Below are 22,491 nucleotides of genomic sequence, written 5' to 3'. Positions count from 1 at the left end.
TGGGTGTCTGGTGCGGCGGTTCGGCGGGGTGCGGCTCAGCGCAGTGCGGTGGACAGGTCGCCCCACAGGTGGGCGGTCGTCTCCACGCCCTTGAACAGCAGGTCCAGCTCGACCTTCTCGTTCGGTGCGTGCCAGCCGTCGGACGGTACGGAGATGCCCAGGAACAGCACCGGCGCGGCCAGTACGTCCTGGAGATCGGCGGCCGGGCCCGAGCCGCCCTCGCGCGTGAAGCGGATCTTCGCGCCGTCGAAGGCCCGGCTCATCGACCGTACGACCGACTGGAGCGCCGGGTGGTCGAGCGGCGTCAGGCAGGGGCGGGTCGGCGCACCGAAGGTGATCTTGTGGCGGATGCCGGCGGGGACGCGGGCGGCGACCCAGTCGCGTACGGCCGCCTCGATCACGTACGGGTCCTGGCCCGAGACCAGCCGGAACGACAGCTTCAGCTGGGCGGAGGACGGGATGATCGTCTTGCCGCCGGGGCCCTGGTAGCCGCCGCCGATGCCGTTGACCTCCGCGGTCGGGCGGGCCCAGACCCGCTCCAAAGTGGAGTAGCCGGCCTCGCCGAGCGTCCCGTACGAGGTGGCGTTGGCCAGCCACGACGCCTCGTCGAACGGCAGCTCGGCGATCAGCGCGCGCTCGGCGTCGGTCAACTCCTCGACGGCGTCGTAGAACCCGGGGATCGTCACCCGCTCGTTCTCGTCGTGCAGCGCGGCCACCAGGCGGGCGGCGACCGTGGCCGGGTTGGGGACGGCACCTCCGAAAGCACCGGAGTGGATGTCCTGGTCGGGGCCGTACAGCTCGATCTCGCAGTCGGCCACGCCACGCAGGCCCGTGCACACGGTGGGCGTCGTCTCCGACCACATGCCGGTGTCCGAGACGATCACGGCGTCGGCGGCAAGACGGTCGCTGTGCCGCTCCACGAGCGCCCGGAAGTGCGGGGAGCCGGATTCCTCCTCACCCTCGACGAGCAGCTTGAGGTTGACCGCGGGGGCGGTGCGGCCGGTCAGCGCGAGGTGCGCGCGCACACCCAGGGTGTGGAAGAACACCTGGCCCTTGTCGTCGGCGGCACCGCGCGCGTGGAGCCGGTTTCCACGGATCACCGGCTCGAAGGGGTCAGTGTCCCAGCCGTCCTCGCGGGCGGCGGGCTGGACGTCGTGGTGGCCGTAGACCAGGACGGTGGGGGCGGTTGCCTCGCCGGAGGGCCACTCGGCGAAGACCGCCGGGGCTCCCTCCGTCTCCCACACCTCGGCGACCGGGAAACCGGTCTCCCTGAGCTTCGCCGCGAGCCACTCGGCACTGCGCCGTACGTCCGGGGCGTGCGCCGGCTGCGCCGACACGGACGGGATGCGCAGCCACTCGGCGAGGTCGTCGAGGAAGGCGGTGCGGTGCTGCTCTATGTACCCGCGTACGGTCTGGACGGCGCTGTCCGGGGTGTCGCTCATGCCCTTGAGCCTATCCGGCATCGGGGGCCGTCCCGTCGGCCGTCCCACGGAGCAGGATGCTCTCGAGCTCGGTGCGTCCGGGGAGGTGCTCCGGGCGGACGACTTCACCCGTCCGTACGTAGACGAAGGCTGCCGTGACCGCGTCGAGCGGCAGCCCGTGCTGCTCGGCCCAGGCGAGCCGGTAGACCGCGAGCTGGAGGGGGTCGGCGGTGCGGGAGCGGTTGGTCTTCCAGTCGACGATCTCGTACGTACCGCTTTCGCGGTCGTAGTAGACGGCGTCGATGCGGCCGCGGATCACCCGGCCGGCAAGGGCCAGCTGGAAGGGCGCCTCCACGCGGTGGGGCGTGCGGAGGGCGTACGCGGTGTTCTCGAACGCCTCCTTCAGCGCGGCCAGGTCCCGCTCGTCGGCGATCTCCGGCTCGTCGGCGAACACCTCCCCGCCGGGCAGTTCGTCCGGCCCGAGCATCGGCAGCGGCACCTCCTCGAACCGGGCCTCCACCCACGCGTGGAACCGCGTCCCGCGCCGCGCGGCGGGCTGCGGCGGGCGCGGCATGGGGCGGGCCAGCTCCTGCGCGAACCCGTCGGGATCGGCGGCGAGGCGCAGCAGCTGGGAGGCGGACAGGGACGGCGGGAGGAGGACGTCGCGGGTGGTGGCGCGGGCGCGGAGGAGCTCACCTGCGAGGGCGTCGAGATCGCGGTCCCAGGACGCGATGGTGCGGGCCTCCTCGGGGGTGAGGCGCTCCCCCCGCCGGGCGGCGGGCCCACCGGGACCGGGACGGTCGGGGCCGGGACGGTCGGGGCCTGGGCGGTCGGCCGCAACCGCGCGCGGTGCGGTGCCCCCGGCGTCGGCTTCACCGCGCCGGGGGGCGGGCAGGGCGGTGGGCGGGGTGGTGGCCTCGACGTGGCCGCCGGGTACGGGGCCGCCGGGCAGCTCGGTCGCCCAGTCGTCCCAGTCCGCGAGGTCGTCGGGCCACGGCTCGTCGGGGTCGGGGTGGTCGGGGAAGTCGGGGGAATCGGGGAAGTCGGGGTCCGGGTGGCCCGGATACGCCGGGTGCTCCGGGCCCGGGTCACCCCGGTGACCCGGCTCATGCGGGTGGCCCGGGTAGGACCGGTCCGCGTGATCCGGATACCGAGCGTCCGGGGCCAGGCCGTCCAGGTCCGGGTGGCCCGGACCGAGGTCGTCCGCCTCCGGGCGGGCCCGGGTCACGTCCTCCGGCCCGGAATGGGCCGCGTGGCGCGAGCGGCTCGGGTGGGCGGGGTCGGCCGGGTCCGGGAAGGTGGTGGCCAGGACGCCCCGGGGCACGGGCTCCGGCATGGAGTCCAGGTATTCGATGACCTTGTCGGCGGCGGCGCGGCGGCGGGCCAGCGAGGCGGGGTCCAGAGGGAGCGGCCAGGCGTGGTCGGCCGTGGACTCCTGGAGCATCGGGTTCTCGGCGTCGTCGGCCGGTTCGTCCGCCCAGGCCTCGATCTCGCCGAAGCCCGCCGCGCAGTGGTCGTACAGCGCGTGCAGGAACGGGGACGGGCCCCTGGGCCGCTTCTGGGAGGGCCCCCACCAGTGGGCCGAGCCCAGGAGGAGGGTGCGGGGGCGGGTGAAGGTCACGTACCCGAGACGGAGCTCCTCGGTGTGCTGGTGGTCCTTCATGGCGTCCTTGAAGGACTTCAGGGACTTGGCGTCCCAGTCCTCGATCGCCGGGAGGGTCGGGGCGTCACCGCGCAGCGCGTGTGGAAGGACCTGGGGCTGGGCGGTCCAGGACTCGCGGGACCTGGTGCTGGGGAACTGGGAGGTGACCAGGCCCGGGACGGCGACCACGTCCCACTCCAGGCCCTTGGACTTGTGGGCGGTCAGGACCTTGACGGTGTTCTCGCCACCGGGCAGGGCGTTGTCCAGGCCCTTCTCGTACTGCGCGGCCGTACGCAGGAAGCCCAGGAAGGCCAGCAGGGTCGCCTCGCCGTCCAGGGAGGCGAAGCCGGCCGCTGTGTCGAGGAAGTTCGAGAGCGTCTCGCGGCGGCGGGCCGCCAGGGCGTGCGGGGAGGCGGACAGCTCCACCTCCAGGCCGGTGGTGGCCAGGATCCGGTGCAGGACGTCCATCAAGGGGTCGGCCAGGGAGCGGCGCAGGTCGCGCAGTTCGGTGGCGAGGCGGGCGAACCGTACCCGTGCCTCGGCCGAGAAGGGCAGGCCGTCGTCCGCACCGGCCCCCGGTTCGAGGAAGGTGTCCAGGGCGTCGGCGAGCGAGACGACCTCCGACGGGTCCACTCCCTCGACCGCCGCCGCCAGGCGCTCGTCGGGGTCCGTGTCGCCGTCGTCCCGCGAGCGGTGCACCAGGAGCCTGGCGCGGCGTCCCAGCAGCGCCAGGTCGCGGGCGCCGATGCGCCAGCGCGGGCCGGTGAGCAGCCGTACGAGGGAGGCGTTGGCGCCCGGGTCCTGGAGGACCTCGCAGACGGCGACCAGGTCGGCGACCTCCGGCAGGTGCAGCAGCCCTGACAGGCCCACGACCTCGACGGGGACGTCCCGCGCGACCAGGGCGGCCTGGATCTCGGGGAAGTCCGTCGCCGTACGGCACAGGACGGCTATGTCGCCGGGCTCCTTGCCGGTCCGTACGAGATGGGCGATGGAGTCGGCCAGCCAGGCGATCTCCTCCGCCTGGGTGGGCAGCAGGGCGATCCGGACGGTGCCGTCCCGCTCCGCGCCCGGCGCCGGGCGCAGCGCCTCCACGCCCGCGTGCATCGCGCGCAGGGGCTCGGCCAGCCCATTGGCGAGGTCCAGGAGGCGGCCACCACTGCGGCGGTTCTCGCTGAGCGAGAAGCGGGTGGCGGGGGTGCCGTCCGCGTACGGGAAGTGGTCGGGGAAGTCGTCCAGGTTGGCGACGGACGCGCCGCGCCAGCCGTAGATCGCCTGGCAGGGGTCGCCCACGGCCGTGACCGGGTGTCCGGTGCCTCCGCCGAAGAGCCCGGACAGCAGCAGCCGCTGCGCGACGGACGTGTCCTGGTACTCGTCCAGGAGCACGACCCGGAACTCGTCGCGCAGGATCGCGCCCACCTCGGGCCGGGTGAGGGCCAGCTCGGCGGAGAGGGCGATCTGGTCGCCGAAGTCGAGGAGGTCGCGCTCGCGCTTGGCCGCGCGGTAGCGGATGACCAGCTCGGTGAGCTCGCGGCGGGCCTCGGCCGCCTCGGGGACCTTGCGCAGGTCGGCGTTGGTGAGGCGGGCGTCCTCGAGGGCGGCGAGCAGCTCGGAGTCGTGACGGAGGAGATGGGTGGGGCGTACGAGGTGTTCGGCGAGTTCCGCGTCGAGGGCGAGCAGATCGCTGACGAGGGTGGGGAAGGACTTGGTCAGGGCGGGGTACGGCCCGGGCGCCTCGCGCAGCACGCGCGCGGCGAGCTGGTAGCGGGTGGCGTCGGCGAGGAGGCGGGCGGTGGGCTCCAGGCCGATGCGCAGGCCGTGGTCGGTCAGGAGCTGCCCGGCGAAGGCGTGGTACGTGGAGATGCGCGGCTCGCCGGGCGGATTGTCGGGGTCGATGACGTCGGGGTCGGTCACCCCGGCGCGTACGAGCGCCTTGCGGACGCGCTCGGCCAGCTCGCCGGCCGCCTTGTTGGTGAACGTCAGGCCCAGGACCTGCTCGGGGGCGACCTGGCCCGTGCCGACCAGCCAGACCACGCGGGCGGCCATCACCGTCGTCTTGCCGGAACCGGCTCCGGCCACGATGACCTGCGGGGCGGGCGGCGCGGTGATGCAGGCCGTCTGCTCCGGGGTGAACGGGATGCCGAGGAGCTCCTTGAGCTGCTCGGGGTCGGTGAGGCGAGTGGTCACGGTCAATGAGGCTAACCGCCCCCACTGACAGTCCTCACTCGTGCTCACTCCACGATGTGGCGGCCCTCCGGGCGGGCGCTGCACGAGGCGCGGAACGCGCAGTGGTCGCAGTGCTTGCCGGTGGCCGGGGTGAACCGTTCGTCCAGTACGCGGCCGGCGGCGGTGGCGAGCAGGTCCCCGACCCACTCGCCACTGAGCGGCTCCTGGGCCTGCACCTTGGGGAGGGCCTCCCCGCCCTCCTTCTTGGGCGCGGCCTGACGCAGCTGGACGAGTTCGGCGCCGCCGGGCTCCGGGCGGCGGCCGTCGAAGACCTCGTCGACGGCGCCCTCGCGGACGGCGAGCTGGTAGACGGCGAGCTGGGGGTGGTGGGCGACCTCGTCCTTGGTGGGGGCCGCCTTGCCGGTCTTGAAGTCGACGACGTAGGCCCGGCCGTGCTCGTCGGCCTCGACGCGGTCCATGGAGCCCCGGATCCGTACCTCGTACTCCCCCGCCTCCAGGGTGACGTCGAAGTCGTGCTCGGTGGCGGCGGGGGCGCGGCCGCCACGGTCCATGACGTGCCAGCGCAGGAACCTCTCCAGCGCCACGCGCGCGTGCTCCTTTTCCTGGGCGGACTTCCAGGGGGCGTCGAAGGCGAGGGCGTCCCAGACGGAGTCGAGGCGCTCCATCAGCACGGCGAGGTCGGCGGGGGTGCGGCCGGAGGCCACCTCGTCGGCGAGGACGTGGACGACGTTGCCGAAGCCCTGGGCGGCGGTGGCGGGCGCGTCCGCCTTGACCTCGCGGCCCAGGAACCACTGCAGGGCACACGTGTTGGCGAGCTGGTCCAGGGCGCTGCCGGACAGCGCCACGGGGCGGTCCCGGTCGCGGAGGGGCACGGTCGAGCGGGTCGGCTCGTACAGACCCCACCAGCGGTAGGGGTGGGCCGCGGGGACGAGCGGCTGCCCCTCGTCGTCGGTGAGCGCGGCGAGCCGGGCCAGGCGCCGGGCGGCCGCGTCGCGCAGCGCCGGGGACGCGTCGGGGTCGACGGTGGTGGCGCGCAGTTCGGCGACGAGCGCGGCCACGGCGAGGGGGCGGCGGGGGCGGCCGGTGATGTCCTTCGGCTCGACGCCGAGCTCGGTGAGGAAACGGGACGGCTGGTCGCCGTCGTCGGCGGGCGCCTTGACGGCGGTGACGACGAGGCGGTCGCGGGCGCGGGTGGCGGCCACGTAGAAGAGCCGGCGCTCCTCGGCGAGGAGGGCGCCCGGGGTGAGCGGCTCGGCGATGCCGTCGTGGCCGATGCGGTCGGCCTCCAGGAGGGAGCCGCGGCGGCGCAGGTCGGGCCAGAGGCCTTCCTGTACGCCGGCCACGACGACCAGGCCCCATTCGAGGCCCTTGGAGCGGTGGGCGGTCATGAGGCGTACGGCATCGGGGCGTACGGGCCGCTTGGAGAGGGTGTCGGCGGCGATGTCCTGGGCGTCGAGCTCTTCGAGGAAGTTCAGGGCGCCGCGGCCGCCGGAGCGCTCCTCGGCGCGGGCGGCCGTGTCGAACAGGGCGCACACGGCGTCGAGGTCGCGGTCGGCGTTACGGCCGGCCGCGCCGCCCCGGAGCGCTGCGCGCTGGAGGCGGGCGGGCCAGGGCGTGCCGTTCCACAGCAGCCACAGGGCCTCCTCGGCGGTGCCGCCGCTCGCGAGCAGCTCCCGCGCGTCCCGGAGCAGCGCGCCGAGCCGCTGGGCGCCCCGGGCGTACGAGGGGTCGTGCGCCACGAGCCGCTCGGGCTCGGCGAGGGCGCGGGCGAGCAGCACGTCGGAGGGCGGCGGGACCTTGTTGCCCCCGGCCCGCTCCTCGTCCCTCAGGGCCCGCCCGAGGCGGCGCAGATCGGCGGCGTCCATGCCGCCGAGGGGCGAGGCGAGCAGGCCGATCGCCGTCTCGGTGTCGAGCCACGACTCGCCCGCCGCCCCGGGGACACCGGCCTCGGTCGCTTCACCCGGTCCCACCGGTACGCCCGCGCCCTCGTGGCCCTCCTCGCGCGTCGCGTCGACGGACCCCGTGACGGCGAGGGCCTCGGCGGCCGCGTCGTCGACCCTGGGGGTCAGGGCCCCGGAGGCCGCGTCACCGGACCCCGGCGCGGCAGGAGCCCCGGAGGCCTCCTCGCCTGTCTCCGGAGCGGCGAGTCCCTCAGGGGCCGCGTCACCGGAGCCGGCCGCGGCGAGGGCCTCAGCGGCTGCGTCACCGGCACCGGTGGCGGCGACGGCCAAGGCTGCTGCGTCGTCGGCCCTGGGGGTCAGGGACCCGGAGGCCGCGTCACCGGACCCGGTCGCGGCGAGGACCCCGGGGGCTTCGCCTCCGGCACCGGTAGCGGGGACGTCCTCCGGACCTTCGCCACCGGGCTCGGCGGCTTCGGCGTCGGGCCCGGCGACGGCACGGCCCTCAGCGGCCGTCCCCTGGGCGGAGCCCGCCCCCGGCTCAGCAGCCGGAGCCGCGGGCGCCACCGGGGTCGCCGCCGCGCGCAACGCGGCCAGCAGCGGGGCCACCGCCGGTTCGTGGCGCAGCGGGACGTCGTTGCCGTCGACCTCGACGGGGACGCCCGCCGAGGTGAGGGCGCGGCGCAGGGTGGGGATGGTGCGGCCGCCCGCGCGGACCAGGACCGCCATGTCGTTCCACGGGACCCCGTCCTCCAGGTGGGCGCGCCGCAGGATGTCGGCGATGTTGTCGAGCTCCGTGGAGGGGGTCGGGAAGGTGTACGTCTCGACCCGGCCGCCGTCCCGTACCGCCGCCAGGTCCCGGTGCGCCCTGGCCTTGTCGGCGGGCAGGCGCGGCAGCGGCATCCGGGTGGTCAGCAGCCGGGTGGCGGCCAGCAGGGAGGCGCCCGAGCGGCGCGAGGTGGTCAGGACGGCGACCGGCGCGGGGCTGCCGTCCGCCCGGCGGAACGTGTCGGGGAAGTCCAGGAGCCCGTTGACGTCCGCGCCCCGGAACGCGTAGATCGACTGGTCCGGGTCGCCGAACGCGTACAGCGTCCGTCCACCCCCCGCCAGCGCCCGCAGCAGCCGGACCTGCGCCGGGTCGGTGTCCTGGTACTCGTCGACGAACACGGCGTCGTAGCCGGGCAGCGTCGCCGCACCGGCCAGCGGCACCGCCCGGTGGACCAGCTCCGCGTAGTCGAGTACGCCCTGTATGTCGAGCACGTCCAGGTACTCGGCGAGGAACTCGGCCGCCGCCGACCAGTCCCGCCGCCCGGTGCGCGCCGCGAAGTCCGCCAGGGCGCGCGGGCCCAGGCCCAGCTCGCGCGAGCGGGCGAGCACCGCCCGTACCTCGTCGGCGAAGCCGCGCGTGGTCAGGCAGGCCCGCAGCTCGTCAGGCCAGTGGATACGGGCCAGGCCCTCCCGTTCCAGGTCGAGCTGGCCCGCCAGCAGCTCCCGCACGGCGAGGTCCTGTTCGGGGCCGGACAGCAGGCGCAGCGGCTCGGAGAAGAGGTCCGCGTCCTGGTGGGCGCGGATCAGCGCGTAACAGAAGGAGTGGAACGTCGTCGCCTGGGGGGCCCGCACGCCGCCCATCCGCGCCGCCATCCGGTCGCGCAGTTCGACGGCCGCCTTGCGGCTGAAGGTGAGGACCAGGATCCGTTCCGGATCGGTGCCCTCGGCGACGCGCGCGGCGACCGCCTCCACCAGCGTCGTCGTCTTGCCGGTGCCGGGTCCGGCGAGGACCAGGAGCGGGCCGCCGGGATGGTCAACCACAGCGCGCTGCGATGCGTCCAGGAGAGGGGGGTTCACGGGAGCCGGCGGGGTACGCACCAGTCGGTACGCGCCCGGGGTCCGCCCGCGAGAGGGCGTACGCCCGGTGGTAATCGAGGAGGAGCTCACGTGGATCGCCGGTCCTGGTGGGTGTGCTGGTGCTGAGGATGCTGGGTGGGTGCGGTGAGGACGCTGTGCGGGACGACGCTACGCGTACTCCGTACGGTCGTGCCCACGATGCCCACCCTGTCCGCCACGCCGCCGCATGGCCGAAGCTGTCACCTGTGAGCCATCACACTGGCGCCGCCGCCGGAACCGCCGCCTCCGCCGCCTCCCGAACCGTCACCGCCGTCCCACCGCGCCCGCCGCATGTCGAGCCGCGGCAGATGGCCCTCGGCCTGGCGCGTGGCCTCGCGCAACGGGGTGCCCTCCTCCTTGTAGTGACCCAGGGCACGCAGCTCATGGCCCGGCAGGAGCTGCCCGTCCGCCCGCACCACCCGCCACCACGGCACCGCGCCGCCGTAGAGCGCCATGACGCGCCCCACCTGACGCGGGCCGCCCTCGCCGAGCCACTCCGCGACGTCCCCGTACGTCATCACCCGGCCGGCCGGGATCAGCTCGGCGACTTCCAGCACCCGTTCCGCGTACTCCGGAAGCTCCTCAGCACTCACCCGGTCCATCCTGCACCACACCACCGACAACGCGGGCAATGCACCCTGATGGCCCCTTGTACCGCCCGGTCATGCCACCATCTTCCGGGCGGTGACCGGTGATACGAGATCAACAAGACACAGACGCGGCGAAGGGGCAGGATGTGCGGCCTCCCGAGGTGGCGACCACTTCGGGGCCTCCTGAGACGATGGAGAAGAATGAGACGAAGGAGACGGTATGCGTGAACGCGGACAGGCACATCGACCGTGTCTCCGGTGACGAGCCGCTTCTCGCCGCCCGCGTACACCGGCCGTCCGACCTGCTGCGCCTGCTCATCGGCATCCTCGCGATCGGCGTCGTCATCGCCATCGCCGCCTTCGCCCACGCCACCACCACCGGCCTGGAAGAGGACATCAGCAAGGGCACCGGCCAGGCCCCCGACGTCTTCGTCAAGGTAGCCGGGCTCGTCTCCAGCATCGCCGTCCTGCTCGTCCCGGTCGCCTTCGCGATCGAGCGCCTGATCAAGCGGGACGGACTGCGCATCGCGGACGGCGTCCTCGCCGCCGTACTGGCGCACGGCGTCACCCTCGCCACCGACCTGTGGGTCGCCAGGGCCGCGCCCAGCACGATCCAGGAGGCACTGACACAACCCCAGGCAGGGGGCGGCCTCACAGACCCCGTCCATGGATACCTCGCTCCCGTCATCGCCTATATGACGGCCGTGGGAATGGCCCGCAGGCCGCGCTGGCGGGTGTCCCTGTGGGTGGTGCTGCTGCTCGACGCCTTCGCGATGCTGGTCGCCGACTACACCACACCGTTCTCGATCATCCTGACCATCCTGATCGGCTGGACCGTCGCCTACGGCACGCTGTACGCGGTCGGCTCCCCGAACGTCCGGCCCACCGGCCAGACCCTCCTCGCCGGGCTGCGCCACGTCGGCTTCCGCCCGGTCACCGCCATGCGCGCCGAGGACGTCACCGACTCGGCCGAACAGGGCGACCGAGGCCGCCGCTATCTCGTCACGCTGGAGGAGGGCCCGCCGCTCGACGTCACCGTCGTCGACCGCGAACAGCAGGCCCAGGGCTTCTTCTACCGGGTCTGGCGCAGGCTGACCCTGCGCGGCATCACCACCCGCCGCTCCTTGCAGTCCCTGCGCCAGGCCCTGGAGCAGGAGGCGCTGCTGGCGTACGCGGCGATCGCCGCCGGCGCCAACGCGCCCAAGCTGATCGCGACCGCCGAGCTCGGCCCGGACGCCGTCATGCTCGTGTACGAGCACCTCGGCAGCCGTTCCCTGGACGCCCTGACGGACGACGAGATCACCGACCAGGTGGTGCGGGGCGCCTGGCAGCAGGTGAAGGCGCTCCAGTCCCGGCGTATCGCCCACCGCAGGCTGACGGGCGACGCCCTTCTGGTGGATCGTTCCGGCAAAGTGATCATCACAGATCTCCGTGGCGGGGAGATCGCCGCCGGTGACCTCGTCCTGCGCATGGACATCGCGCAGCTCCTCACCACGCTCGGCCTACGGGTGGGGGCGGAGCGCGCGGTGGCCGCCGCCGTGGACGCACTCGGCCCGGACAGGGTCGCCGACTGCCTGCCGCTGCTCCAGCCCATCGCCCTGAGCCGGTCGACCCGTGCCACCCTGCGCAGACTCGCGCGGGAGCGTGCGCAGCGGGAGCGGGAGGCGGTGCTCGCCGCGTCGGCGGCGGCCAAGCAGGCGCGGCTGGAGGGCCACGCGGAGAAGAGCGAGGAGGAAAAGCGCGCCGACCGAAAGGCCGTACGCGCCGAGAAGCAGGCCGAGAAGCGCGCCCTGGACGAAGCCCTGGACGAGGCCCGCGAGGAGGACCTGCTGGTCCAGATCCGGCAGCAGGTCCTGCTCATCCGGCCCCAGGCCCCGGTGGAACCGGTGCGGCTGGAGCGCATCAGGCCACGGACGCTCATCAGCCTCATCGCGGGCGCCATCGCCGCGTACTTCCTGATCTCCCAGATCGCCAAGGCGTCGCTGTCCGTGTCCACGTTCGCCGAGGCGGACTGGGCCTGGGTCGCGATGGCGCTGCTCTTCTCCGCGCTCAGCTACGTGGCGGCCGCGATGAGCCTGCTGGGCTTCGTGCCGGAGCGGGTGCCGTTCGGGCGGACGGTGGTCGCCCAGGTGGCGGGGTCGTTCGTGAAGATCGTCGCCCCTGCGGCGGTCGGCGGCGTGGCGCTCAACACCCGCTTCCTCCAGCGCTCCGGCGTACGACCCGGGCTGGCGGTGGCCAGCGTCGGCGCCTCGCAGTTGTTCGGGCTGGGGGCGCACATCCTGCTGCTGCTCGCCTTCGGCTACCTGACGGGCACGGAGAAGACCCAGGACTTCACCCCGTCCAGAACCGTGATCGCGGGCCTGCTGACGGTCGCGGTACTGGTGCTGGTGGTCACGGCGATCCCCGCCCTGCGCAAGTTCGTCTCGACCCGGCTGCGGACGCTGTTCGCGGGCGTGGTGCCGCGCATGCTGGACGTGCTGCAGCGGCCGATGAAGCTGCTCACCGGAATCGGCGGCATGCTGCTGCTGACGGGCACGTTCGTGCTGTGCCTGGACGCGTCGATCCGGGCCTTCTCCGAAGGTGAGCAGCCGCTGAGCTACGCCAGCCTCGCCGTGGTCTTCCTCGCCGGAAACGCCATCGGGTCGGCCGCCCCCACGCCTGGCGGTGTCGGTGCGGTGGAGGGCGCGCTGACCGTCGGTCTGGTGGCCGTGGGCGGCCTGCCCACGGAGGTGGCGGCGCCGGCGGTGCTGCTGTACCGGCTGATGACGCTGTGGCTGCCGGTGCTGCCGGGGTGGTTCTCGTTCAACTTCCTGACGCGGAAGGGCGCCCTGTAACCGACGGGCCGCGGAGCCCGGTTCAGGGGACGGCGTACGGGGCCGGGCATGTGGCGACGGCGTACGGGGCCGGGCATGTGGGGACGGCGTACGGGGCCGGGCATGTGGGGACGGCGTACGGAACCCGGCGTCAGGGGCCTCAGGCCCGCCCGGCCACCCGCATGGACCTCGTCACGGGCGCCCGACAGGAGCCGGGCGCACCATGGATCCATGACCACCCGCGCCGCCCGGCCCGCCGCCACCCGCACTCCACGGCGTGCCGCCGCGCGCGCCGTCCGGCCCGTCGTCCGGTCCGTCCGGTCCGTCATCCGGCCCACCACGCGGTCCGCCGCCCGGTCCGCCGCCGTGCTCGCGGCCGCCACCGCCACCGTACTGATGGCCGCGGGCTGCTCGGACAACGGTGACAAAGGCGGCCGGGACCCGGACCGGCCCGAGGAGCTGGCCACCCAGAAGCTGACCTGGGACGCCTGCCCCGGCCCCTCCCTCCAGGAGGGCACCGGCACCGCCCCGTCCCCGCTGCCCGGTGGCACCAAGTGGGAGTGCTCCTTCATGCAGGCCCCGCTCGACTACGCGGACCCCGGCGGCGAGACCATCGAGCTGGCGCTCATCCGGGCCAAGGCGTCCGACCCGGCGAAACGGATCGGCTCCCTCGTCTTCAACTTCGGCGGTCCCGGCGTCTCGGGCATCACCGGCCTGCCCTCCTTCGCCAATGACTACGAAACCCTGCGCACCCGCTACGACCTCGTCAGCTTCGACCCGCGCGGGGCCGGCCGCAGCGAGAGCGTGGAGTGCCAGGACGACCCGGAGCTGGACGCTTTCTTCGCGCTCGACTCCACGCCCGACAACGCGGGCGAGGAGAACGCCTACCAGGAGGGGCTGAAAAAGTTCGCCGACGCCTGCGAGGAGAACTCCGGCGGCATGCTCGCCCACGTCGGCACCGTCAACGCCGCCCGGGACCTGGACCTGATGCGCCAGGTGCTCGGCGACGCCAAGCTGCACTACTTCGGCATCTCGTACGGCACCGAACTGGGCGGCGTCTACGCGCACCTGTTCCCGAAGAACGTCGGCCGCGCCGTCTTCGACGCCGTCGTCGACCCCACCGGCAGCGCGGAACAGGGCGCACTGGGCCAGGCGAAGGGCTTCCAGCTCGCGCTGAACAACTTCGCCGAGGACTGCGTCAAGCGCGGGGACGCGTGCAAGCTGCCGGGCGGCAACGCCAAGGAGATCGAGGGCTTCATCACCGATCTGCTCGCCCGACTCGACAAGAAACCCATCGCGGGCCTCGGCGACCGCAAGCTCACCCAGTCCCAGGCCGCCAACGGCATCATCCAGGCCCTGTACTCCAAGGAGTACTGGCCCTACCTGGAACAGGGCCTCGACGAGGCGGACGGCGGCGACGGCGGGCTGCTCCTCGCCCTGTCGGACTCCATGAACGGCCGCGACCAGAACGGCAACTACAGCAACGTCCAGGCGGCCAACGCGGCCATCAACTGCGTCGACGACACGTCGCGGTTCTCCGTGCCCCAGGCGAAGGCGAAGCTCCCCGAATTCCGCAAGGCGTCCCCCGTCTTCGGCGACTTCATCAACTGGGGTCTGATCAGCTGCTCCCAGTGGCCGGTCCCCGGCACCTGGGAACACCCCGACGTCAGCGCCCCGGGCTCGGCGCCCATCGTGGTCATCGGCAACACCGGCGACCCGGCCACACCGTACGCGGGGGCCAGGGCGATGGCGGCCGCCCTGGGCAAGGGCGTCGGCGTGGAGGTGACGTACCGGGGCCAGGGGCACGGCGCGTACAACAGCGGCGACGCGTGCGTGAAGCGCGTGGTGGACGCCTACCTGCTGGACGGCACGGTGCCGAAGTCGGGGACCGTGTGCCCGTAGCACTGTCAGTGGCCCCGCCTAGGATGTTGGTCCAGTACAGGAGTGGGGGGACACATGTCCATGCGCGTACGGGCCGGAGGCCTGGCGGTCGCGGCGGCACTGGTGGCCGGGCTGGTCACCGGCTGCGACAGCGGCGGCGAGACCGGCAGCGGCGGCACGAACACCGGCAGCCACACCGGCGGTACGGGAAGCACGGGCGGCACGGGCGGCACGGGCGGCAGTGGTGATACGTCCCCGGCCGGTCCGACGGCCTCCCTGCCTGCCGCGCTCACCGGCCAGAAGCCGGACTGGCGCGACTGCGAGGCGCCCGACGGCGGCGAGAAGCCCGGTGCGGAGTGGCGCTGTACGAGCGTGAAGGTGCCGCTGGACTACGCGAAGCCGGACGGCGAGACCCTCTCCATCGCGCTGATCCGCAAGGAGGCCCGCGACAAGGGCCGCCGGATCGGCTCCCTGCTGTTCAACTTCGGCGGCCCGGGCGCCTCCGGGGTGGCCGCCATGCCGCACACGGCCAGTAAGTTTCACGAGCTCGGCGCCCGCTACGACCTCGTCGGGTTCGACCCGCGCGGTGTGGGCCGGAGCTCCGGGGTGGTGTGCCGCGACAGCAAGGAGCAGGCCGCCTCCCTGGCGCGGGTCGACCTCACGCCGGACACATCCGCCGAGGAGGCCGCCTTCCTCAAGGACGGTGCCGACTTCGGCGCCGGCTGCGCCAAGCGGTCCGGCAAGGTCATCGGGCACGTCACCACCAGCAACACGGCACGGGACCTGGACCTGGTCCGCCTCGTGCTCGGCGACAGGAAGCTCAACTACATGGGCTTCTCCTACGGCACGCAACTGGGCGGGACGTACGCCCACTTGTTCCCGCGCAACGTCGGGCGGACCGTCCTGGACGCGGTCGTCGACCCGACGGCGGACGCGGCGGGCCACGCCCGCAACCAGGCCATCGGTTTCCAGCGGGCGCTGAACAACTACTTCGCGTTCACCGGCGAGGGAGCACAGGCGGGCAACACGCGCGTGACGGCGCTGCTGAAGCGACTGGACCGCGAGCCGCTGCCCACCGCCGACGGCCGCGAGCTCACACAGAGCCTCGCGCTCACCGGCATCGCGGCGACCCTGTACTCGGAAGAGACGTGGCCCTATCTCACCAAGAGCCTCGAGGAGGCCGAGGCGGGCAAGGGTGACGCCCTGCTGCGACTCGCCGACATCTACAACAACCGGGGCGCGGACGGCACCTACGGCACGCAGGCGCACGCCCAGCGCGCCATCTCGTGCGCCGACAGCAGCAGCCGGCCGACGGCCGCCGAGGCCAAGGCGCTGCTGCCGGAGTTCCGGAAAATATCGCCGGTCTTCGCGGAGTTCATGGCCTGGGACACGGCGGGCTGGTGTGCGAACTGGCCGGTGAAGGGCGAGAGCGCCACACCAAAGGCGAGCGCCCCGGGCGCGGGGCCGATCCTGGTCGTGGGCACCACGGGCGACTCCGCGACGCCCTACGAGGGCGCCAAGAAGATGGCGGACGAGCTCGGCGCGGGCGTCGGGGTCCTCCTCACCTACAAGGGCGAGGGCCATGGCGCGTACACCAGCGACAGCACGTGCGTGCGGGACACGGTGAACGACTACCTGCTGGACGGAAAGGTCCCGGCCGACGGGAAGACCTGTTCCTGAGCCCCGAAGACAGCGGAGGGGGCCGGACCCCTACCGGGTCCGGCCCCCTGCCGCGAGCGTGGCCGGCCGTGGCCTAGTAGACCGGCTTCTCCGGCTCGATCTGGTTGACCCAGCCGATGACGCCGCCGCCGACGTGCACCGCGTCCGAGAAGCCCGCCGACTTCAGCACGGCGAGGACTTCCGCACTGCGGACACCCGTCTTGCAATGCAGGACGATCTTCTTGTCCTGAGGGAGGTCCTGGAGGGCGTTGCCCATCAGGAACTCGTTCTTCGGGATCAGACGGGCGCCGGGAATCGAGACGATCTCGTACTCGTTCTGCTCCCGGACGTCGATGATGTCGATCTTCTCGCCGCCGTCGATCCACTCCTTGAGCTGCTTGGGAGTGATCGTCGAGCCGAGCGCCGCCTCCTGGGCCTCCTCGGACACGACGCCGCAGAAGGCCTCGTAGTCGATGAGCTCGGTGACGGTCGGGTTCTCGCCGCAGACCGCGCAGTTCGGGTCCTTGCGGACCTTGACCTGGCGGTACTGCATCTCCAGGGCGTCGTAGATCATCAGGCGGCCGACCAGCGGGTCGCCCACACCGGCCAGGACCTTGATCGCCTCGGTGACCTGGATGGAGCCGATGGACGCGCACAGCACGCCCAGCACGCCGCCCTCGGCGCAGGAGGGCACCATGCCCGGCGGCGGGGGCTCCGGGTACAGGCAGCGGTAGCAGGGGCCGTACTCGGACCAGAAGACCGAGGCCTGGCCGTCGAAGCGGTAGATCGAGCCCCAGACGTACGGCTTGTTCAGCAGCACGCACGCGTCGTTGACCAGGTAGCGCGTGGCGAAGTTGTCCGTGCCGTCGACGATCAGGTCGTACTGGCTGAAGATGTCCATCACGTTGTCGGCCTCGAGCCGCTCCTCGTGAAGGATCACGTTCACGTACGGGTTGATGCCGAGCACGCTGTCGCGTGCGGACTCGGCCTTGGAGCGGCCGATGTCGGACTGGCTGTGGATGATCTGGCGCTGCAGGTTCGACTCGTCGACCTCGTCGAACTCCACGATGCCGAGCGTGCCCACGCCGGCCGCGGCCAGGTACATCAGGGCGGGCGAGCCGAGGCCACCGGCGCCCACACAGAGCACACGGGCGTTCTTCAGCCGCTTCTGCCCGTCCATCCCGACATCCGGGATGATCAGGTGGCGGGAGTACCTGCGGACCTCGTCTACGGTGAGCTCGGCAGCCGGCTCGACCAGGGGTGGCAGCGACACGGGGACTCCGTTGGTCGGTAGTCAGTACGGTTGTTCTTCCGTAACACTGCCACGGCCCTCCTCATTCCGAGACACCCGGTCCGATCTGCGAGACGATTTCGTCCCAGTAGCCGGGCAGAGCCGCGAATGGATCATTTTGTCCGGTGCGGTCGGCGCTCCGGTCGGTGAAGAAGATCGTCCCGGCGCCCTGCCAGCGGGCGATGCGCATCGCCTCCTCGAGATGGGTGCGCGGCACCCCGTGGACGAGGTGCACAAACCGCTCGGGCGGATGGTCCGCGGTCCACTCCGCCACCTGTGACCAGCGGTATTCCGTCCAGGGCCCGCAGAAGGTGACCAGCTGGTCGGCGATCTCCGCGTAGCCGGGATACGGGTGCGAGCCATGGCCCAGCACCACGTGCCCGCCGTCGGCGTGCTCCAGGATCACCTCCAGCGTGGCCGTCGTACGCCGCACGGCGGCCAGGTCCGCCCGGTCCGTGGGACAGCGGTCCAGCAGGTAGCCGTCGACCTGGTACCAGTCCAGGAAGCGGTGCGCGTCGGAGACGATCTCGCCGAACGGGCGGGAGCCGTGCCGGAGGTCGAGATGGCCCAGCACCCGGACGCCCGCGTTGCGCAGCTTTCCGGCCGCCTCCAGGCAGTGCGGATCGGGCCGGGCCCCCGGGCCGTCCGCGACATTGAGGACGGCCCAGTGCAGAGGCGTACCGGGGCGGGTCAGCTCGGCCCACTCGACAGGGGCGAGCAAGGGGTGGGCGTAGCCGGGGACGCCGAAGCCGAGCCGTTCGGCGCCGGTCGCGGAGAGCCCCGTGTCCGTACGGGTCAGATGCGGCATGCGGCCTCCATCCAGATGTCGGCCAGGGATTCCTCCAGGTTGATGCGGGGCCGCCAGCCGAGCCGGTCGCGCGCGGTACGCACGTCCGCCTGCTGCCAGCCGCCGCACCCGTCGGGGTACGGATGGGCCCCGGCGGCCGGCTGGTCGGGGAGGCTCTCGCCGCGCTGGGCGCCGATGGACGCCAGGGATCCCATCGCCGACAGGGACGGCCTGCTCGGCGCGTCCAGCTCGTGCAGGGCGCCCGCGTACCCGGCGACCCTGGCGAGGACGGCGGCCGCGTCGCGGAGCCGTACGGCACGGCCCGTGCCGATGTTGACGATGCCCTGCGCGGCCGAGAGGGAGGCGGCGTGCACGGCGCGCGCCACGTCGCGTACGTCGACGAAGTCGCGCTGCACACCGAGGCCGCCGAGCTTCAGCTCGCCGTCACCGGACTGCATGGCGCGCCGCATGGCCTCCGCGAGCCGGCCGAGCGGCGACCCCGCGGGGGTGCCGGGGCCGACCGGCGAGAAGACCCGCAGGACGACCGCGTCCAGGCCGGCGCCGAGGACCAGCTCGGTGGCGGCCAGCTTGGACACGCCGTAGGGGCCGCCGGGGCGCGGCACCGCGTCCTCCGCGGTGGACGAGCCGGGCTGGGAGGGCCCGTACTCGGAGGCGCAGCCGAGCTGGACCAGGCGCGCCCCGCAGCCGCTGCGGCGCAGCGCCTCGCAGACGGTGGCGACGGCGACGGTGTTGTGCCGGGTCAGCTCGCGGGCGCCGCCGCGGGTGGTCCCGGCGCAGTTGATGACGACACCGGGGTGGACCGCGTCCAGGAACCGGGTCAGCGCACCGGGGCTGCCTCCCGCGAGGTCGAACCGCACGTCGGCGTCGTCGCCGCGCCCGAGGGCGGTCAGGTGGACGGCCGGGTCGGCGAGGAGCCGGTCGGCGACGAAGCGGCCGATGAATCCATTGGCACCGAGCAGCAGCACCCTCATCGCGCGCCCCCTTCGCGCCGACCGGCTGTTGCGGGGGTTTGGGGGGTCATGTCCGTTGTCTCCTTGTGGATGTGCCAATGAAGGGGGTGAAGAGGTGTACGCGGGTGCGGGCCGGTTCCGGAGCCGCCGGGTCAGGTGACGGTGGCGTCGGCATGGGCGGAGGCCCGGGCGAGTACGGCGGTGGCGTGCGCCAGCAGGGCGAGGGCGGCGGCGCCGCACGCGAGCGCGGGCACGGCTGCGGCACCCCAGCTGTCGACGGCCGCCTGGACGGGGCGGGCGAGCCGGTCGCAGCCGGGGAGGCGGGCGGCGAGGACGGACGCGAGGGCGAGCGCCTCGGTGGCGCAGGCGGCGAGGAGCCCGGTGGCGGCGGCTCCGGCGAAGCCGTGGACGGTGAGCAGCCGGGCGAGGAAGAGGAGGGTGCCGAGGGCCAGGGCACCGCCGCTGAAGGAGCCTTTGTCGAGGACGGTGCCCACGAGCGCGAGCAGACCGGTCAGGGCGGCGGTGTAGAGCGCGACGACCGCGAGGAGAAGGGGGCGGGTTCCGGCGGCGAAGTCCTTCAGGCCGCGGCTGCCGGCGAGTCTGCGCCGTGCCCGTACGGCGAACAGGTGCGCGCACCAGGCCGCGGGGGCGACGGCGACGGCGAGGCCGAGCAGCGGCGCGGTGGCCGCGGGCCAGGCCCGGTCGGGGCCGCCGGTGAGGAGCTGGTCCAGCAGGCCGTCGCCGAACAGGGCGTACGCGAGCAGAAACCCGGTCCACGCGCGCGTGCCCGGTGCCGTGCGCCCGGCGGCGCGCAGCGGGCCGCGGCGGAGGCAGGCGGTGAGCGCCACGGCGAGCCCGGCGGCGCCGGCCACGCCGACGGCTGCCCTCAGCGGCCCGCCGGTCGCGGTGAGGCCCGCGACGGTGAGCGCGCCCAGGGCGCCGGGCAGCAGGACGAGCCAGCCGGTGAGCGCGGCTCCCGTGTCGGGTACGGAGGCGGGCCGTGGCCGGGCGCTGTCGTCACGGCGCGGCACGCGCGCGTACAGCTCCTCGGCGAGCGAGAACACGTCCCGGTGCCGGAACCGGGCGGCCGTGCGGTCGGTCACTCCGTGGGCCTCCAGCCCGGCGGCGATCTCCAGCGGGTCGACCGCCCGCTCGCACAACTCCCGGTGCCGGTGCAGCAACGCCTTCACCGGATCGGCCGGCCCTCGCCGGACGCCCCCGGCACTCCGTCCCTCACCCGCGCGGACAGCGGAGCCGACCGCACGCCGGCCGACCGCCGCGCCGCGCCCGCCCGCCGTACCGCAACCACCCGTGCCGGCCCCGCCGCGCCCCACCGGCTCGACCACCCCGCCGGATCCGACGACCGCGCCCGGTCCAACCGCCACCGGGCCGGCCGCCGCGTCCAGTCCGGCCGCCGTGTCGCGTCCGACCACCCCACCCGGTCCAACCGCCGTACCGCGTCCACCCGCGTGGGGTGTGCCCGCCGCCGGGGCGGCCGCGGCGCCGGGGAGGGGTGCTCCGGCGCGTTCGGCCACCGCGGCCGGCTGCCCGGTGCGGGCGGCGGCCGTCCCGTGGTGGCCGGCCGGTCCGGCGTCAACGGTTCCGAGCGCGGGCTCCGACAGGACCGCTTCCGCGCGGCTGTCCCAGGCGGGGCGAGCGGCAGGTCCCGTGGGGGTGCCTCCGTCAGACATGGCCGTCCACCCTCCCCGCGCCCGTGGCCGCGTACGCGCCCACCGGGTGCGCCCATGCGGGGGTCGTCGCGCCACCCGGTCCGCGTCCCGTCCAGTGCCCCGGCACGTACGCCTCGGCCGGGTGCGCGAACGGCAGGGGCTCGCCGTCCGCGCCGACGGTCTCGGCCTCGCGGCGCACGGGCGCGTGGGAGATGAGCTCCAGGTAAATGCCGCGAAATGCCGCGAGGTTCTGCTCCACCGTGAACAGTTCGAGTGCGCGGGCGCGTGCGGCCGCGCCCAGCCGTTCGCGGCGCGCCGGGTCGCGCAACAGCGCGAGGCACGCGTCGGCGAGCGCCCGCGGATTGCGCGGGGGCACGACCAGTCCCGTACCACCGATGACCTCGACGACCGCGCCGACGTCCGTCGAGACGGTGGCGCGCCCGCACAGCATGGCCTCGACCAGGCCGACCGGGAAACCCTCGACCACGCTGGAGAGGACGACCACGCCGGCCGCGGCGTACGCGTCGGTGAGGTCGGGAGCGTACGGGCCGCCGAGGTCCTCGAAGGACACGGGGTTGTCGCCGACGGCGTGCGCGTCGGCGGCCTCGTCGGGGAAGAGCTGGGCGGCCAGGGCCTCGCAGTGCGCGCGGTAGGTGGCCGATTCGGCAGCGCGGGCGGGCGACGAGGAAACGATCCTGAGCCGCGCTTCCGGCTCCTGACTCCGTACCTCCGCGAAGGCGTGCAGCAGACCGACGAGGTCCTTGGCGGGCTCGATCCGCCCGACCCACACCAGTGTGCGCGGATCGCCGCTGTCGGCGCTCTCGCCCACCGCCGCGAACCGCTCGGCCTCCATGCCCGGGTAGACGGTGCGCAATTTGGCGCGCTCGGCACCGCACCTCTCCTGCCAGCGGCGGGCGTGGGTGTTGCCGGGCGTGATGAGGGCGGCCTGCCGGTACACCTCGGCGGCCAGGCACCCGTGGAAGGCGGCGAGCAAGGCGCGTACGGGAGCGCTCAGCGGCGCGTCGGCGGCCGCGAGGTAGTGCGCGCGCAGCTGTACGCCGTACTCCGTGACCAGCAGCGGAACGCCGAAGAAGCGTTTGGCCAGCAGTCCGGGCAGGGCCGCGGTGCCGCCGGACGCCGCGTGGCAGAGGTCGACCGCGCCCAGGCCGCCGACCTCGCCGTACCAGTCGAGGGAGAGGGGGCGCAGGGCGCGCTCCAGCTGGTCGGCGAAGGCGAGGTGGTCGGGGACGGTGGCGCCGTGCACGCCCCCGCGCGCACCACCCGCGCGGCAGGCGGATTCCAGGGCGCGGACGGCGGCTTCCGAGCGGAGGGCGGCGGGGAGGCCCCCGTGCTCCCCGCCGAGCTCGGCCAGCCCGTACAGCCCTTCCGCGAAGCCTGCCCCGCTCTCCCCCGGTCCGCACAGGGCGGCGGCGAGCTCCTTGAAGCAGGTGACGAAGCGCCGGCGCTCACGCCTGCCGTACGCGCGCCCGCCGAGCCCCTCGTCGGCGGGGCCCCACAGCGGAGCCGTACGCACGCGCTGCACCTGGTGCGGGAGCGGGACCCAGCCGCCGTCCTCCTGCCGCGCGCTGCGGCTCAGCGCGTAGAGGTCGAATTCGTGCTGCGCGAGCCCGCGCACGAGCCGGTCGCACCAGAGCCTGGACTCACCCGTCGTATACGGGTATCCACCCTCGGTGAGCAGTCCGATCCGCACAGTACACCCCCGATCTCCCTTGTGTGCGGCCACCGTTGGTCCGGCGACTCACAGCGGGAAGAACGTAAGCGGATATGCCGGTGGCGTGA

General features: G+C 73.8%; 12 protein-coding genes. 3 read left to right on the top strand and 9 right to left on the bottom strand.

Translation table 11 applies throughout. The features are described from left to right. Positions 1-35 precede the first annotated feature (35 nt). The 4 genes from BKD26_RS03995 to BKD26_RS03980 form a co-directional block, all read right to left on the bottom strand. Complete coding sequence (locus BKD26_RS03995) at positions 36-1,442, bottom strand: dipeptidase (protein WP_084895782.1); 1,407 nt, start codon at positions 1,440-1,442, stop codon at positions 36-38. 10 nt (positions 1,443-1,452) lie between these two features. Further along, positions 1,453-5,247, bottom strand: a complete 3,795-nt coding sequence (locus BKD26_RS03990) for an ATP-dependent DNA helicase (protein WP_084895780.1) — start codon at positions 5,245-5,247, stop codon at positions 1,453-1,455. Positions 5,248-5,291: 44 nt separating this feature from the next. After that, a complete protein-coding gene (locus BKD26_RS03985; RefSeq protein WP_084895778.1) occupies positions 5,292-9,080 on the bottom strand; it encodes an ATP-dependent DNA helicase in 3,789 nt (1,262 codons plus the stop codon). A 149-nt stretch (positions 9,081-9,229) separates the two neighbouring features. Further along, positions 9,230-9,631: an MGMT family protein gene (locus BKD26_RS03980; RefSeq protein WP_084895776.1), complete on the bottom strand. Its 402-nt coding sequence runs from the start codon at positions 9,629-9,631 to the stop codon at positions 9,230-9,232. Positions 9,632-9,810: 179 nt separating this feature from the next. On the opposite strand from BKD26_RS03980, the gene BKD26_RS03975 reads away from it, so the two are divergent. The 3 genes from BKD26_RS03975 to BKD26_RS03965 all read left to right on the top strand — a co-directional run bounded on the left by BKD26_RS03975 (position 9,811) and on the right by BKD26_RS03965 (position 15,993). Then, positions 9,811-12,453 (top strand): lysylphosphatidylglycerol synthase domain-containing protein, encoded by a 2,643-nt coding sequence (locus BKD26_RS03975; protein WP_084895773.1) that lies wholly within the window; start codon positions 9,811-9,813, stop codon positions 12,451-12,453. A 375-nt stretch (positions 12,454-12,828) separates the two neighbouring features. Continuing rightward, the gene (locus BKD26_RS03970; protein ID WP_241518541.1) at positions 12,829-14,334 is read left to right on the top strand and encodes an alpha/beta hydrolase; all 1,506 of its coding nucleotides are present in this window, start codon (positions 12,829-12,831) and stop codon (positions 14,332-14,334) included. Between the two features lie 54 nt (positions 14,335-14,388). Continuing rightward, a complete protein-coding gene (locus BKD26_RS03965) occupies positions 14,389-15,993 on the top strand; it encodes an alpha/beta hydrolase (RefSeq protein WP_084895769.1) in 1,605 nt (534 codons plus the stop codon). A 73-nt stretch (positions 15,994-16,066) separates the two neighbouring features. Here the strand turns inward: BKD26_RS03965 and moeZ are convergent, their stop codons facing one another. The 5 genes from moeZ to BKD26_RS03940 all read right to left on the bottom strand — a co-directional run bounded on the left by moeZ (position 16,067) and on the right by BKD26_RS03940 (position 22,402). Then, positions 16,067-17,245 carry an adenylyltransferase/sulfurtransferase MoeZ gene (gene moeZ / locus BKD26_RS03960; RefSeq protein WP_084895766.1) on the bottom strand — a complete coding sequence of 393 codons (1,179 nt, stop codon included), beginning with the start codon at positions 17,243-17,245 and terminating at the stop codon, positions 16,067-16,069. Positions 17,246-17,306: 61 nt separating this feature from the next. Continuing rightward, a complete protein-coding gene (locus tag BKD26_RS03955) occupies positions 17,307-18,071 on the bottom strand; it encodes a spherulation-specific family 4 protein (RefSeq protein WP_084895764.1) in 765 nt (254 codons plus the stop codon). Then, positions 18,059-19,042, bottom strand: a complete 984-nt coding sequence (locus tag BKD26_RS03950) for an NAD-dependent epimerase/dehydratase family protein (protein ID WP_084895762.1) — start codon at positions 19,040-19,042, stop codon at positions 18,059-18,061. Before BKD26_RS03950 ends, BKD26_RS03955 begins: the two co-directional genes overlap by 13 nt. Before the next feature lie 131 nt (positions 19,043-19,173). Beyond that, on the bottom strand, positions 19,174-20,712 hold the full coding sequence (locus BKD26_RS03945; RefSeq protein ID WP_084895760.1) for a hypothetical protein: 1,539 nt from the start codon (positions 20,710-20,712) through the stop codon (positions 19,174-19,176). Continuing rightward, positions 20,705-22,402, bottom strand: a complete 1,698-nt coding sequence (locus tag BKD26_RS03940) for a DUF3492 domain-containing protein (protein ID WP_084895759.1) — start codon at positions 22,400-22,402, stop codon at positions 20,705-20,707. The genes BKD26_RS03945 and BKD26_RS03940 overlap by 8 nt, the downstream gene beginning before the upstream one ends. Between the last annotated feature and the right edge of the window lie 89 nt (positions 22,403-22,491).

Source organism: Streptomyces sp. CB03238 (assembly GCF_002099185.1).
Taxonomy (GTDB): Bacteria; Actinomycetota; Actinomycetes; order Streptomycetales; family Streptomycetaceae; genus Streptomyces.
Note: the sequence above shows the minus strand (reverse complement) of the source record. Positions and strands in the feature narration are given on the sequence as shown.